Here is a 14007-nt window from a genome sequence, read left to right on the forward strand (position 1 = left end):
CCTCAGGGGCGCGGCGGCGGGGCAGGACGGGGGCGAGGAGGGCCTCGGCGCGGCGGGCGGCGCCGGTGGGGTCGGGTGATTCCAGGCCGATCGCGGCGAGTCCGGTGCCGTCGCGGCGGGCGGCGCCGGAGGTGTTGACCAGGATCCTGGCCTCGCCCTGCTGCCAGAGGTCGACCGGCTTGCTGCGGTGGCGTGCGGTGCGGGCGAAGCCGAGGGCGCCGAGTAGGGCCGAGACGGGTTCGGCGTCGGCGGTGACCAGTTCGGCGAAGGCGACGCCGGTGGGGACGACGGGTGCGGGCGGGGTGGTGACGCCGAGTGCCTCCTGGAGGACCAGGAGGGAGCGGTGGGCGTCGACGGCGGTGGGACCGGCCTCGGCCTGGCGGAAGACGTCGTTGAAGACCTCCAGGGAGAGGGGGCCGGCGTATCCCGTGCGCAGGACGTGGCCGACGAGTCCGGCGACGTCGAAGCCGCCCTGGCCGGGGAAGCAGCGGTAGTGCCGGCTCCACTGCAGGACGTCCATCGCGAGCAGGGGGGCGTCGGCGAGCTGGAGGTAGAAGATCTTCTCGCCGGGGATGTCCGCGATGCCTTCGAGGTCCTTGGGGTCACAGCTGCGGGAGAGGATGTGGAAGCTGTCCAGGCAGGTGCCGAGCGCCGGGTGGTCGGCCGCCTCCACGATCCGCCAGGCATGGTCGTACGTGCTGACGTGTCGGCCCCAGGCGAGCGCCTCGTACGCCACTCGGATGCCGAACTCCTGGGCGAGTTCGGCGAGTTGGCGCAGGTGGTACGCGGCGAGCGCGTCGTCGTCGACGGCGAGCGGGTGGACGCTGGAGCAGACGAGGACGGTGTCGGCGCCGAGCCGCCGCATCAGCTCGAACTTGTGCCGGGCGCGCCGCAGATTGCGGGTGAACTCGTCGGCGGGCACGGCCTCGATGTCCCGCATCGGCTGGTAGAGGTCGATGCTCAACCCCAGATCCGCGCAGCGCGCCCGGATCTCCTCCGGGGTCAGCGGGCTGGCCAGCAGGTCGTTCTCGAAGATCTCCACCCCGTCGAAGCCGGCCCGGGAGGCGGCCGTGAGCTTCTCGGTGAGGGATCCGCTGAGGGAGACGGTGGCGATGGACGTGCGCATGCGGGTACCTCTTCCTGCCTGTGCTAGCTGGGGGTTCCTACGGCGCCCGCGCGTTCGGCGAGCTCGGCGATGTCCGCGAGCATCCGGGTGCTGTCGGGCTCGCGTCCCGTGAACAGACGGAACGCGTCCGCCGCCTGGAAGACGGCCATGCCGCCGCCGTCGAGGGTGGCGCAGCCCAGCGCCCGGGCCGTGCGCAGCAGCTCCGTCTCCAGCGGGCGGTAGACGACCTCGGCGACCCACAGCCCGGAGTGGAGCAGTTCGGCCGGGAGGGGGAGGCCGGGGTGGGCGGCCATGCCGGTGGGCGTGGCGTGGACGAGGCCGTCGGCACGGCCGAGCAGCGTGGGCAGCGTGTCCGGGGTGACGCCGACCGCCCGGCCGGCGCCGAAGTGCCGGTCCAGGGCGGCGGCGAGGTCGGCGGCCCGGTCGCCCAGCGCGTCCACGACGGTGACCCGCTCGGCGCCGAGCGTGAGCATGGCGTGCGCGACTGCCGCCCCCGCGCCCCCCGCGCCCAGCTGCACGACCCGCTCCAGCGGCACGTCCGGCAGCCCGCGGGCGAACGACGCGGCGAAGCCGGTGACGTCCGTGTTGTGGCCGACGGCCCGGCCGTCCTCGAAGACGACGGTGTTGACCGCGCCCAGCGCCTCGGCCTGCGGGGCGAGCGCGTCCAGGTGCTCGATGACGAGCTGCTTGCAGGGGTGCGTGATGTTGAGCCCGTCGAAACCCAGATCGCGGGCGGACCGGACCAGGTCGCCCACGGCCCGCGGCGGGACGCCGAGCGTGTCGATGTCGATGAGCCGGTACAGATAGCGCAGCCCCTGTCGGGCGGCCTCCCGCTCGTGCAGCGCCGGGCTGAGCGACGGTCCGATGCCGGAGCCGATCAGCCCGACGAGATACGAGTCCTTGGCGTCCTTGCCCACCGGGGACCTCCTGAGCGGCTCACTAATGTACGAACTGGTGAGTTAGTAATAGCAGGCGGAGCGAAACTTGGGAAGGCCTGCCCCGACGCGCCGGACGAGAGGGCTTCTACAATCACCGGCACGCGGGTGGGCCACCGGGGCACGCTCGCCCCTCGCCGAAGGAAGCCGATGACCAGCGTCGAAGAGCCGGCACGCAGCAACGGGCGGACCCGTGACGCCGCCCGCACCCAGGCCGAGATCCTCGACGTGGCGACGCAGGAGTTCGCCCGGGTCGGCTTCGCCGGGGCGCGGGTCGACGACATCGCCGCCCGCACCAGCACCACCAAGCGGATGATCTACTACTACTTCGGCGGCAAGGAGCAGCTGTTCACGGCCGTGCTGGAGCGGGCGTACGGAGTGATCCGGGAGGCCGAGCAGGAGCTCGACGTCGAGCATCTGGACCCGGTCGCGGCCATCCGCCGGCTGGCGGAGCTGACCTTCGACCACCATGAGCAGCACCCCGACTTCATCCGCCTGGTCAGCATCGAGAACATCCACGGGGCCGAGCACATCGCCGCCTCCGAGAAGCTCGGCAAGATCGGCTCACCCGCGCTGGACGTGATCCGCCGGATCCTGGCGTCGGGGCAGCGGTCGGGCCTGTTCACGGCCGACGTCGACGCGGTCGACCTGCACGCGATGATCAGCTCCTTCTGCTTCTTCCGGGTCTCCAACCGGCACACCTTCGGCGCCCTGTTCGGCCGTGACCTGGTGGATCCGGCGCAGCGCGAGCACTACCGCGCGATGCTCGGCGACATGGTGATCGCCTACCTCACGGCACCGCGGGCCGAGGCCTGACCCGGCAAGGCCCTTCGGCACGACCTCTTGACAGCTCGGAAACGGCGGCGCAACATCCGTAGCCATCCGCTACTAACTATCCAGTGGGTTAATTAACCGGGTAGCTCCCGGTCGGCCGACCCGTCACCCCAGGGATCCGGCGCCTCTCCTCTGCACTCACTCCCCCGTATGGTGGAGTCCCCTCGAAGGAGCACCCCCGTGTCCGTCCCCGACACCGCCGTCGGCCAGCCGAAAAAGGCGGCCACGGCCGCCTGGATCGGCAGCGCCCTGGAGTACTACGACTTCTTCATCTACGGCAGCGCCGCCGCGCTGATCTTCCCCGAGGTCTTCTTCGACGAGTCCGACCCGGCGACGGCCACCCTGCTGTCGCTGGCCACGTTCGGTGTCGCGTACGCCGCCCGTCCGGTCGGCGCGCTGTTCCTCGGTCACTACGGCGACCGGCTGGGACGCAAGAAGATCATGGTCTTCACGCTGATCCTGATGGGCCTGTCGACGTTCCTCATCGGCTGTCTGCCCACCCGCGACCAGGTCGGCACCCTGGCGCCCGTACTCCTGGTCCTGTGCCGCGTCCTCCAGGGCATCTCGGCGGCGGGCGAGCAGGCCAGCGCCAACTCCATGACCCTGGAACACGCGCCACCCAACCGGCGCGGCTTCTTCACCAGCTTCACGCTGAGCGGCACCCAGGGCGGGCAGCTGCTGGCCACCCTGGTCTTCATCCCGGTCGCGGCGCTGCCCGAGGAGCAGCTGCTGTCGTGGGGCTGGCGGGTGCCGTTCTGGATGAGCATCGCGGTCGCCGTCGTCGGCTACGTCATCCGCCGCAAGCTGGACGAGACCCCGGCCTTCGAGCAGCAGGCCGCCGCCGAGGGCGTCGTCAAGCTGCCGCTGGCGGTGCTGATGCGGGAGCACTGGGCGGATGTGCTGCGGGTGATCGCGGGTGCGCTGGTCGCCTCGGTCAGCACGATCTTCACGGTGTGGGCGCTGTCGTACGCCACCAGCGACTCGGTCGGGATGAGCAGGTCCTCGATGCTGTGGGTGGGCGCCCTCGCCAACCTGGTCGCGCTCGGCGCGATCCCGCTGTGGGCCACGCTGTCCGACCGCATCGGCCGCCGCCCGGTGTTCCTGATCGGCGCGGCCGGCAGCGCGGTGACGATGTTCCTCTACCTGTGGGCGATCTCCACCGGCTCCTACCCGCTGACCCTGGTGCTGGGCATCGTCGCCTTCGGCGTGGTCTACAGCGCCGCGAACGGTGTGTGGCCCTCCTTCTACGGCGAGATGTTCTCCACCCGGGTCCGGCTGTCCGGCATGGCCATCGGCACCCAGATCGGCTTCGCGGTCGCCGGTTTCGCCGTCACCTTCGCCGCGCAGATCGCCGGCCCGGACGGCGACGACTGGTCCGCGGTGGCCCTGTTCACGGCGGCCCTGTGCGTGCCGCCGGTCGTGGCCGCCCTCTCCGCCCGCGAGACCGCCAGGATCCCGACGGAACGGCTCGGCGAACCGGCCTCGGGCAAGACGGCCGAACGACAGACGATCCCCGCCTGACCCTCCGGTTCACCCCCGGCCGGCCACTCAGGCCCTCGGACGCGGAGGCGGCTCCGGGGGCCTGAGTCGTGCCGGATGGCCTGAGCGATGACGGTGACGGATGGTGGCGGGCGGCGGGCGGCGGCCTCAGGCGTTCGACCAGCCCCTCCTGCACAGCACCAGCCGGTACCCGTCCGGGTCCTCGATCGTGACGCCCCACTCGTTCCAGTACGGGTTGGGCGACACAACCCGCTTGCCGCCGTGCCGCTCCAGCCGGGCCACCTGGTCGTCCGGCACGGGGCCGTCCACATAGACGACGAGGAGGTCCTCCTCGGTCGGACGGGGTTCGACGGGACGGGCGGGTTCGTGGACGAGCTCCAGATGCCAGTCGGCGTCCGGCCAGCCGAGCATCAGCAGGTCGTGCTCGCCCGGTTCCGGGCCGCCCTCCGCCCGCCATACGACGGCGAGACCCAGCCCTTCGCACCAGAACCGCTCCGCGGCCCCGAGGTCCCGGGACGGACGGGCGATACGGATGTGGCTGCGGCCGTTGACCGGCATGTCGACCCCCTGCGTGCGACGCCCTGATCTGCGTTGATCCTTTCGGCAGCGTAGACGGCCCGGGTACGCCGAAACCATCGGTCGCCGGCCCTCCGCCGGGCGCCCTAGGTCCCGTCGTCCCGGTATACGGCCCGTTGACAGTTGACGTTTCACGCAAGAACATCGGCGAGAACGAACAGAAAGGAACAGCACGATCGCGCTTCGCGTGCACCGGCCGGATTCAGGGGCGGCCGGCGCCCGCGAAGTGGGGGTTGACTATCGTTGCCCGATCATTCGAGCGGGGACGAGAGGCGGGCACGGCGTGGCGAGGGCCGAGTGGATAGGGGTGCCCGTCGGGGATGACGCGGGGCGATGGGCCACGCGGGGGCAGACCCGGAAGGTTCTCCTGATCGTCCACAACGTGACCTCGGCGACCCGGCTGCTGGACGTCCTGCCCCTGTTCCACGACGACTTCCGCGTGCAGTTGCTCGCCACGACGCCGGGGTCGTCGGTGTTCCGGGCGGGGCTCACGGAGCTGCTGGCAGACACGGGAGTGCCTGTACTGCCGTGGGAGCAGGCCGTGGCAACACCCGTCGCCTTGGCGGTCTCAGCGAGTTTCGGTGGCCAACTCCGGGCGTTTTCTGATGTATTGACCGTCTTGTCACACGGTGTCGGATATACTAAGAGGCTAGCGACACCCGACACCCGACACCCGACACCCGACACCCGACACCCGACACCCGACACCCGACACCCGACACCCGACACCCGACAGCCCGGCGTTGGGAGCGAGTCGGATCCGGTGTTCGGGCTGTCTCCGGAGTGGCTCCTCGACGAGGACGGGAAGCCGGTCGTCAGCGCCTTGGTGCTGTCCCACCCCGAACAGTACGAGCGGTTGCGCACCGCTTGCCCCGAGGCTGCGTCCACGGCGGTGCTCGCCGGGGACCCCTGCTGGGACCGTCTCCTGGCGGCGCGCCCGTATCGCGAGCGTTACCGCCGCTCGCTCGGCGTCGGCCAGGGGCAGCGGCTGATCGTCCTCAACTCCACCTGGAATCCTGAATCACTGTTCGGCGACGGCGACGGCGATGACCTGCTGCCCTCCCTGCTGCCCCGCCTGACGTCAGAGTTCCCGACCGACGAGTACCGTCTCGCGGCCGTGCTGCACCCCAACATCTGGCACGGTCACGGGCCCGGCCAGATCCGGGCCTGGCTCGATCGTGCCCGACGTGCGGGCCTGGCCCTGATCGACCCTCTGAACAACTGGCGGCAGACACTGATCGCCGCTGACGCCGTGATCGGCGACCACGGCGCGGTCACCTACTACGCCGCGGCACTCGGCACCCCGGTCCTGCTGGGCGCCGCGCCCCTCTCAGGTCTCGCACCGGACGCCCCGGTGCGCGACTTCGTACGCACGGCGCCCCGTCTCGTGCCCGCGCTCCCCCTGCGCCCCCAGATCGACGCGCTGCTCGACCAGCACCAACCGCTTTCCGAACCGGCCGAGTTCGTCAGCTCCGCACCGGGCGAGTCGGCGGCTCGGCTACGGCGCCACTTCTACGACCTGATGGGTGTCCCCGAACCCGACGCGCCCGCCCGCCTCGAACCGCTACCGATTCCTCGGTACGAGCCTGCCGTCCCCATGGTCCCGCTTCTCGTCGTGACCCGGCTGCAGGGCTCGGGCCAGGTCTCCGTCACCCGGTACGCGGGCCCTCATCCGGCTCCGTACGACACCGTCGGCGATGCGCACACGGCCGTCCACGAGGACACTCGTGAGATCGACGAACTCGCCCTCGCGGACGTGGTGTTCCGGCACGGGCTCTCCGACGATCCGCGCTTCGTGTCGCCCGCGCACTGGGCAGCGGAGATCCTCGACCGGCATCCGCACTGCGGGCTCGCCGCGTACGTCACCGGTCCCGGGACCTGCGTCGTGCGCACGCGCGCCGGGGCGCAGCTGCGGCTGGAGGCCGGGCCTGGTGCGGATGCCGATCCGGCGGTGTACGCCTCGGCGCTGTATGCGTGGCTGGGAGCAGGGGAGCCTCTGACGGAGGTGTTCGAGCGGGGCCTGACGATCACCTCGGGTGGACGTACCCACCCCGTGGTCGTCAGTCCGGCGTGACGCACCCCTCGCGCATCGCGCGCAACCGCTCCACATGAAAGTCGGCGTTTTCGTCGCCGAGCAGGCCGATCGCCTCGTCGATCAACGGCAGAGCGACGTGGGACTCACCGGCAGCCATGTGGAACATGGCGAGGTCGGTCAGCGTACGGGCGGTGTTGTACGCCTCGCTGCCGTGCTCACGGAAGAAGCTCAGAGCGCGCCCGAAGTACTCCAACGCCTGCTCTCGGCGCCCCAGTTGCCCAAGTGCGTTCCCTCGGTGGCGGTCCAGCAACGCCCCGGCGCGTTCGAGATCGCCGAAGCCCTCGTCGCCCGGGTGGATGCCGCCGTACAGGCGTTCCGCCTCTTCGAAGCAGGCGTAGGCGTCATCGGGCAGCCATTGACGCAGCCGGATGATGCCCAGGAGTTCGACGGCTGAGGCATGCCCCCGCACATGGCCGGCTGCCTGTTCATGGTGCGCCGCGGCACGCGCCTCACGATCGGCACCGGCCCATCGGTTCAACTCCATCAGACAGTGGGCGAGTTGGAAGTGGAGTGCGCCGGCCGTGCGGGTGCCGGAGAACCGTTCCCCGTCGGCGACGCGTACCGCGACCTCCAGCGCGGGCAGGACGACGTCCAGGTGGCCGGCCTTGAGCTGGAGGGGCCACAGGGACTGGCCGAGCCCTACGACGGTGTCCAGGTCTGAGAACTCCTCGGCCGTGCGGATCGCCTGGACGAGGTTCGGTGCCTCGGCCGCGAGAGCGGCGACGGCCGTACCGTGATCGGGGTAGGTGAACGACGATGGTGTCGAGGGCACCCGCCAGCTCTTCGGCAGTGCCGCGTGGGCCGCCCCGGCGGCCAGATCCCGGTACCTCGCGACCACCCGGGTGACTGCCGCCGAGCAGGCCGGGATGCGGTCGACCTCGGCTGCCAGACGTTCGGCGTGTGCGCGAAGGAAGGGACGGTAACGGTACCGACCGACACCCGTCGGTTCGATGAGCAGCGCGGAGGCGAGCTCCTCCAGGAGCCCGGCGGCCTCCGTCTCCTCGATGTCGGCGGCGCAGGCCGCCGCGGCGGCGTCCAGTGCGGGCCACTCCCGTAGTCCCGCCAGGCGAAAGAGTCGGGCGGCGCCAGGAGTCAACAGGCGGTACGAATCGTCCACGGCGGCACGGACCGGATCGTCGCTCTCGGGCACGGTGGAGGCCTCCGGGCGTTCGGACTGCGCCGTCAGACGGAGCGCGGCGGCGTGCAGGGCGTAGGGGATGCCGGCGCAGCGGTCGAGCACGGCGGGCAGAACGCGGCGGGACGCGCTGACGACGGACTCGCCGACAATCCGCTCCACCATCAAACGAGCGTCTCGCTTCGCCAACGGCCCGACCGCGATGGACTGCGCCCCGAGGCTGGTCAGTGGCCGGCGAGCCACGACGACCGTGACGACTCCGGGCGCCGACACCCGCAGCGGCTCCATGTGCGCGGCGGACTGAACATCGTCAAGGATGAGCAGGACCCGGCGATCGGCCAGACAGCGTCGGAACAGGTCGGCCCGATCCTGACCGCTGTGGGGTATCTCCTGATCCCGCACCCCCAGTTGGCGCAGCACATGGCCGAGGGCCGCCTCAGGCCTGAGAGTGCCCAGGTCGACGTACACCTGCCCGTCGGGGAATCGCGCGGTCTGCCGCCAACCCCAGTGAATGGCGAGCGTGCTGCAGCCCATGCCCTCCGGACCATGGAGCAGGGCCAGCCTCGGACGTCCGTCGAAGGCGCGGGTCGCCTCTTTGTCCAGCATTTTCAGGATGGGCTCACGGTCTGTGAAGTAGCCCGGAGCAGGGGGCAGAGTGGGACGCAGGAACCTGTGGGTCACTCCGGGAAGAGGCACGCCGCGGGCGAACGACATCCAGACGCGGGCGAGTTGCGGATCCTCGTGTACGCCCTGATGCACCAGACGGGCCAGGCGTTCCCGCTCGTCGGGCGTCGTGGGCGCCGTCACCTCCCTGCCGGTGATCCGGCGGACCAGCCCACCCGTGGACACCCAGGCCGACTTGCCTGCTTCACCCAGGAAACCTGTTCCGATCGTGGTGAGAACCGCGGTGATCGCACCAACCGAAAGCAGATCCAACATGCCGTGCACTCCCCCGTCCGCCTGGGTACCCGCGTCCTCGGGCGTCTCGCAGTGGATCAACCCTAGCCGGGCGGACCGGAAGTGACGCAACATCACCTGCCCCACACGGGGTCACGGGAGCCCCGCCCTCCGGCTCATCCTTGGCGGGCGGCCTTCGGGATGCCGTACACCCGCTCCACCCGCAGCCGCAGCACCAGCCGCCCGTCGCGGACCATCGCCGCCCGGAAGTCCTCCCAGTCGGGGTGCTCGCCCTGGACATCCCGGTAGAGGCGGACCAGCTCCTCGACCGTGTCGTCGTACGGGTCCGCCGCGACCGGCGACAGGTCGGCCGTGCCCTCGGCGACGGTGTACGCCCACCGGTCGGAGGACGTGACGTGGTACGACGCCCTCGGGTCCCGACGCAGGTTGCGGGTCTTGGCCCGGTCGTCGGTGACCGAGACGCGGATGGTCCGCTCGTCGGGGTAGTAGGCGTGGCCGACGTTCGACAGCTGCGGCCGACCGTCGCGCTTGAGGGTGACCAGCACTCCGCCGTGACCCTCTGAGAGCAGCGCGAGCAGTGCGTTCTGAGTGGCGTCCTGAGTCATGTACGGAGCAACGGTGCCGGGGAGTCCCACCATTCCCCACCGTCCCCGCCTCAGGCCCTCTTACCCGTCCGTACTGCGTAGACACCTCGTGGTCGCGTCGGCGGCGCTGTCGGGCACGCTGTTCGTCGGCACGTTCCTGTTGCAGGGTCCGTCCGGTCTGGACCCGTTCCGCAACGCCCTGGTGAGTCTGCCGCTGGCCCTGCTGATGGTGCTCGCGGCGCCGACATGTGCGGTGCGGGGCTGGGTCGGGCCCTGACCGGGCGGCCGGGCGCGACGCTCGACGATCATGGCCAATCGCGGGACCGTACACGTGTTCCTGCGCGACGATGAGATCAGAGGCCGTTCCGTCGGGGTATGCCGGAGCGCACCCTCGTCGTACGTATGCGGAGGAGAGTCATGGCGCTGCTGACACAAGAGGTCGACCCGGGTGAGGTCGGGCTGGACGCGAAGGCGCTGGACCGCCTCGACCAGCATTTCGCCCACTATGTCGACGAGGGGCGGATACCCGGCTACCTGGTGTCCGTCGCCCGAGGTGGACGCGTCGCGCACCTCGCCACGCACGGTCACCGGGACCTCGCCGCCGGGCTGCCCGTCGAGGCCGACACGCTGTGGCGGATCTACTCCATGACCAAGCCGGTCACCTCGGTCGCCGCGCTGCTGCTGGTGGAGGAGGGCAGGCTGTCCCTCGACGACCCGGTCGGCCGTCATCTGCCCGCCTTCGCCGAGCCCCGGGTGTACGTCAGCGGATCCGGCGCCGACACGGTCACCCGCCCCTCCGACGGGCCGATCACCGTCCGGCAGCTGATGACCCACACGGCCGGTCTGACCTTCGCCTTCTACCACGCCCACCCCGTCGACGCCCTGTACCGCGACGCCAACCTGGACTCGGCCGTGCTGCCCGGATCCGACCTGGCCACGACGGTCGACGTGTACGCGAGCCTGCCGCTGCAGTTCGAGCCGGGGACGCAGTGGAACTACTCGGTCGCCGCCAATGTCCTGGGCCGGGTCATCGAGGTGGTGTCCGGGCAGCCGCTCGACGAGTTCTTCGCCGAGCGGATCTTCGGGCCGCTGGGGATGACCGACGCCGGGTTCTGCGTGAGCGACGCACAGGCGGGCCGGCTCGCCGAGCTGTACGGGGAGACCGAGAGCGGCGGCATCGAGCCGATCCCCGGTCTCCCGCTGCGCGGCCGGCCCCGCTTCCTGTCCGGCAGCGGCGGCATGGCCGCCTCCGCGCACGACTTCCACCGCTTCATGGAGCTGCTGCGCCGCCGCGGCGAGCTCGACGGGACCCGTCTGCTGGCCCCCGAGACCGTGGATCTGATGACGTCCAACCATCTGCCGGACGGCGTCGACCTGCGCTCCTTCGGCAGCCGTCCCGCCCATGACGAGCCCGGCAAGGACGGCATGGGCTTCGGGCTCGGCGTCTCCGTGGTGATCGACCCGACGCGCACGAAGGCTCCGACCGTGCTCGGTGCCTACGGCTGGAGCGGGGCGGCGACCACCACGTTCTGGGTCGACCCGCGCCACGACCTGACGGTGCAGTTCATGACCCAGGTCCGGCCCAAGACCTCGCACACGCTGTTCCAGGACCTCAGGCGGCTCGTGAACGAGTCCCTCACGGAGGCCTGAGCCCGCCGCCGGTCGCACCCGGTCGGCCTCCGGGCGCAGGACGGCACAACCCGGCGGAGCGCCTCGTCAGGACAGGTGCGCCACCGCGTCCAGATGGGGCAGGTGGTGGTCGAGGCGCTCCCGCTTGGTCCGCAGGTAGGTGATGTTGTTCTCGCACGGCGGGATCAGCAGCGGTACCTGCTCGGCCACCTGGATGCCGTGCTGCACCAACGCCTCACGCTTGCGCGGGTTGTTCGACATCAGGCGGACGCTCGCCACGCCCAGGTCGTGGAGGATCTCGGCGGCGACGCCGTAGTCGCGGGCGTCCACGGGCAGACCGAGCGCGAGGTTGGCCTCGACGGTGTCCAGGCCCTCCGCCTGGAGGGCCATCGCCCGCAGCTTGCCGAGCAGGCCGATGCCGCGGCCCTCGTGGCCGCGCAGATAGACGACGATGCCGCTGCCCTCGGCGACGACGGCACGCAGCGCGGAGGCGAGCTGGTCGCCGCACTCGCAGTGCTGGGAGCCGAACGCGTCACCGGTCAGGCATTCGGAGTGCAGCCGGGTGAGGACGTCGTCCTTGCCTATCTCGCCGTACACCAGGGCCACTTGCTCGTCACCGCGGTCGTGGTCGAGGTAGCCGATCGCCCGGAATTCCCCGTACACGGTGGGCAGGGGGGCATTCACCACGCGCTCCACACCGGAACGCTGCGTCCGCTGGCCGGACTTCGTGCCGAGTACGCCAATTTTTTCTGTCATGATTCTTCAGTTCCTAAGCAGAGACGAAAGGCCGTGAAAAGATGAGTGGTTCACAAAAGCGGCCGGCGGCACACTCGCTGGTGCCGGCGGACACCACCGAGGACGTACGGACGCGAGGAGCGGGCGTTTCACGGCAGGTCGCGGTCCTTCCCGTCGGAAGCTTCGAGCAGCACGGCGCGTTCCTCCCGCTGGCGACCGACACGCTGGTGGCCTGCGCCGTCGCCCGCGAGATGGCCGCGGCGTACCCGGTGCACCTCCTTCCGCCGGTGACGATCTCGTGCTCGCACGAGCACGCGGCCTGGCCGGGGACCGTCAGCATCTCCTCCGTGACCCTTCATGCGGTCATACGGGACATAGCGGATTCGCTCCGCCGGTCCGGCGTCGACGCCCTGGTGCTGGTCAACGGGCACGGCGGAAACTACGTACTGGGCAATGTCGTTCAGGAGTCCTCCGCGCGCGGTGAGCGAATGGCGCTGTTCCCGGCCCCGGAGGACTGGGAGGCGGCACGGGAGCGGGCGGGGGTGGAGACCTCGCTGCTCACCGACATGCATGCGGGAGAAATCGAGACCTCCATCCTTCTGCACGCTCATCCCGAATTGATCCGACCCGGTTATGAGACTGCCGATTTCGTATCGGACGACCGCCGTCATCTGCTCACCCTCGGTATGTCCGGCTATACCGATTCGGGGGTCATCGGGCGTCCTTCGCTGGGCTCCGCGGAAAAGGGGAAGCGGCTGCTGGCGAGCCTCGCGGATTCCTTCGGCGCGTATGTGTCACTGCTGACCTCCGCGGACGATTCCGTACGGGACACGGGAGAAGCCCGAAAATAGCGGCTGGGTTCCGGGTCCGCCATGGTGACGGCGGACCCGGAGTCCGCGCGCAGGCCGGTGTACCAGCGGACGACGAGGACGAGGGCGCCGGGCAGGGCGGCCACGAAGCTGAGGACGCCGTACACGACGGCGACGGCCAGCCCGGTGTCGGCGCCGAGGCCCGCGGCCCCGAACGCCCAGGCGGTGACGCCCTCCCGGGGGCCGAAGCCACCGATGTTCAGCGGCAGGCCCATGGCGAGCAGGGCCAGGACGGCGAGCGGCAACAGGGCCGCCACGGAGGCGCCCGAGCCGGCGATCCGCGCGGCGAGCACGAACATCGCGACATGGCCGGCGAGGACGACGACGGAGGAGACGGCCACACCGAGGCCGTTGCGCCGGGACAGCAGGGCCTCGCGTGCCTCGAAGAGGGTGGCGCCCAGGACCGTCGGGTTCTTCCGCTCGCGGCGCGACGGCGCCCGGTTCATGCGTACGGCGGCCACGACGGCGAGTGCGCCCACGGCGGCGAACAGGACGAGCGGGGTGAGGTCGCGGGCCTCGTTCAGCACCGGGGACGGCATGGTCAGCAGCACCACCGCGCCGACGGCGGCGAGGGCGAGCTGACCGGCCGTCCGCTCCAGGACCACGGCACGGACACCGCGCCCCATGTCACCGGCGTTCTGCCCGTGCCGCACGGCCCGGTGCACATCGCCGAGGACGCCGCCCGGGAGGGCCGCGTTGAGGAACAGGGCGCGGTAGTAGTCGGCGACGGCCGCCCCGAGCGGCAGCCGGATCCTCAGGCCCCGGGCCACCAACTGCCAACGCCAGGCGCTGAACACGGTGGTGACGGCCCCGATCCCGAGGGCGACGACCAGCGCCGTCGCGTCGATCCGCCGCAGCCCGTCGAGGAAGACGCCGGTGCCGAGCCGCCAGAACAGCACGACGAGGATGGCGACCCCGACGGCCGTGCCCAGGTGGGTGCGGACGGCGGGGGTGTTGAGGCGGGACCGCAGGGCGCGAAGGGGACGGGGGCGAGGGTGCGGTGCGTCGGTGTCGGCGGCTTCCGGTCGGGGCTCGGTGACGACGACGCCGATGCGGGAGGGGGAGACGGCC

The 14007-nt window shown here is 71.0% G+C and carries 12 protein-coding genes and 1 pseudogene; 6 read left to right on the top strand and 7 right to left on the bottom strand.

What is annotated here, in order from left to right:
* Positions 1–1126: sugar phosphate isomerase/epimerase and 4-hydroxyphenylpyruvate domain-containing protein (locus L0P92_RS33705; protein WP_234766851.1), on the bottom strand; the 1126-nt coding region annotated here is incomplete at its 3' end.
* Between the two features lie 23 nt (positions 1127–1149).
* The gene (locus L0P92_RS33710) at positions 1150–2043 is read right to left on the bottom strand and encodes a shikimate dehydrogenase (RefSeq protein ID WP_234766852.1); all 894 of its coding nucleotides are present in this window, start codon (positions 2041–2043) and stop codon (positions 1150–1152) included.
* 168 nt (positions 2044–2211) lie between these two features.
* On the opposite strand from L0P92_RS33710, the gene L0P92_RS33715 reads away from it, so the two are divergent.
* A complete protein-coding gene (locus L0P92_RS33715) occupies positions 2212–2877 on the top strand; it encodes a TetR/AcrR family transcriptional regulator (RefSeq protein ID WP_234766853.1) in 666 nt (221 codons plus the stop codon).
* A gap of 198 nt (positions 2878–3075) precedes the next feature.
* Positions 3076–4416 carry an MFS transporter gene (locus tag L0P92_RS33720; protein WP_234766854.1) on the top strand — a complete coding sequence of 447 codons (1341 nt, stop codon included), beginning with the start codon at positions 3076–3078 and terminating at the stop codon, positions 4414–4416.
* Positions 4417–4542: 126 nt separating this feature from the next.
* Here L0P92_RS33720 and L0P92_RS33725 read toward each other — a convergent pair whose 3' ends face one another.
* Positions 4543–4953: a VOC family protein gene (locus L0P92_RS33725; protein WP_234766855.1), complete on the bottom strand. Its 411-nt coding sequence runs from the start codon at positions 4951–4953 to the stop codon at positions 4543–4545.
* Positions 4954–5734: 781 nt separating this feature from the next.
* Between L0P92_RS33725 and L0P92_RS33730 the strand changes: the two genes are divergently transcribed.
* Entirely contained in the window at positions 5735–7045 is a 1311-nt protein-coding gene (locus L0P92_RS33730; RefSeq protein ID WP_308289782.1) for a hypothetical protein, read from the top strand.
* Here the strand turns inward: L0P92_RS33730 and L0P92_RS33735 are convergent.
* Together L0P92_RS33735 and L0P92_RS33740 are read right to left on the bottom strand one after the other, a co-directional pair.
* Positions 7032–9140 carry an NB-ARC domain-containing protein gene (locus tag L0P92_RS33735; RefSeq protein WP_234766857.1) on the bottom strand — a complete coding sequence of 703 codons (2109 nt, stop codon included), beginning with the start codon at positions 9138–9140 and terminating at the stop codon, positions 7032–7034. The genes L0P92_RS33730 and L0P92_RS33735 overlap by 14 nt on opposite strands.
* A gap of 134 nt (positions 9141–9274) precedes the next feature.
* Positions 9275–9724, bottom strand: a complete 450-nt coding sequence (locus L0P92_RS33740; RefSeq protein WP_234766858.1) for a PPOX class F420-dependent oxidoreductase — start codon at positions 9722–9724, stop codon at positions 9275–9277.
* Between the two features lie 88 nt (positions 9725–9812).
* On the opposite strand from L0P92_RS33740, the gene L0P92_RS33745 reads away from it, so the two are divergent.
* Both L0P92_RS33745 and L0P92_RS33750 read left to right on the top strand, forming a co-directional pair.
* Positions 9813–9980: a hypothetical protein gene (locus tag L0P92_RS33745; protein WP_372497372.1), complete on the top strand. Its 168-nt coding sequence runs from the start codon at positions 9813–9815 to the stop codon at positions 9978–9980.
* Between the two features lie 140 nt (positions 9981–10120).
* Positions 10121–11353 carry a serine hydrolase domain-containing protein gene (locus tag L0P92_RS33750; RefSeq protein WP_234766861.1) on the top strand — a complete coding sequence of 411 codons (1233 nt, stop codon included), beginning with the start codon at positions 10121–10123 and terminating at the stop codon, positions 11351–11353.
* Positions 11354–11419: 66 nt separating this feature from the next.
* Here the strand turns inward: L0P92_RS33750 and ribA are convergent, their stop codons facing one another.
* A complete protein-coding gene (gene ribA / locus L0P92_RS33755; protein ID WP_234766859.1) occupies positions 11420–12088 on the bottom strand; it encodes a GTP cyclohydrolase II in 669 nt (222 codons plus the stop codon).
* A 41-nt stretch (positions 12089–12129) separates the two neighbouring features.
* Here ribA and L0P92_RS33760 point away from each other — a divergent pair, with 41 nt between their 5' ends.
* Entirely contained in the window at positions 12130–12918 is a 789-nt protein-coding gene (locus L0P92_RS33760; protein ID WP_308289783.1) for a creatininase family protein, read from the top strand.
* Between the two features lie 149 nt (positions 12919–13067).
* Here the strand turns inward: L0P92_RS33760 and L0P92_RS45550 are convergent.
* Positions 13068–13835, bottom strand: a pseudogene (locus L0P92_RS45550) (lysylphosphatidylglycerol synthase transmembrane domain-containing protein); the annotation flags it as partial.
* Positions 13836–14007: the final 172 nt, after the last annotated feature.

The organism is Streptomyces muensis, assembly GCF_021474425.1.
Lineage (GTDB): Bacteria > Actinomycetota > Actinomycetes > Streptomycetales > Streptomycetaceae > Streptomyces > Streptomyces muensis.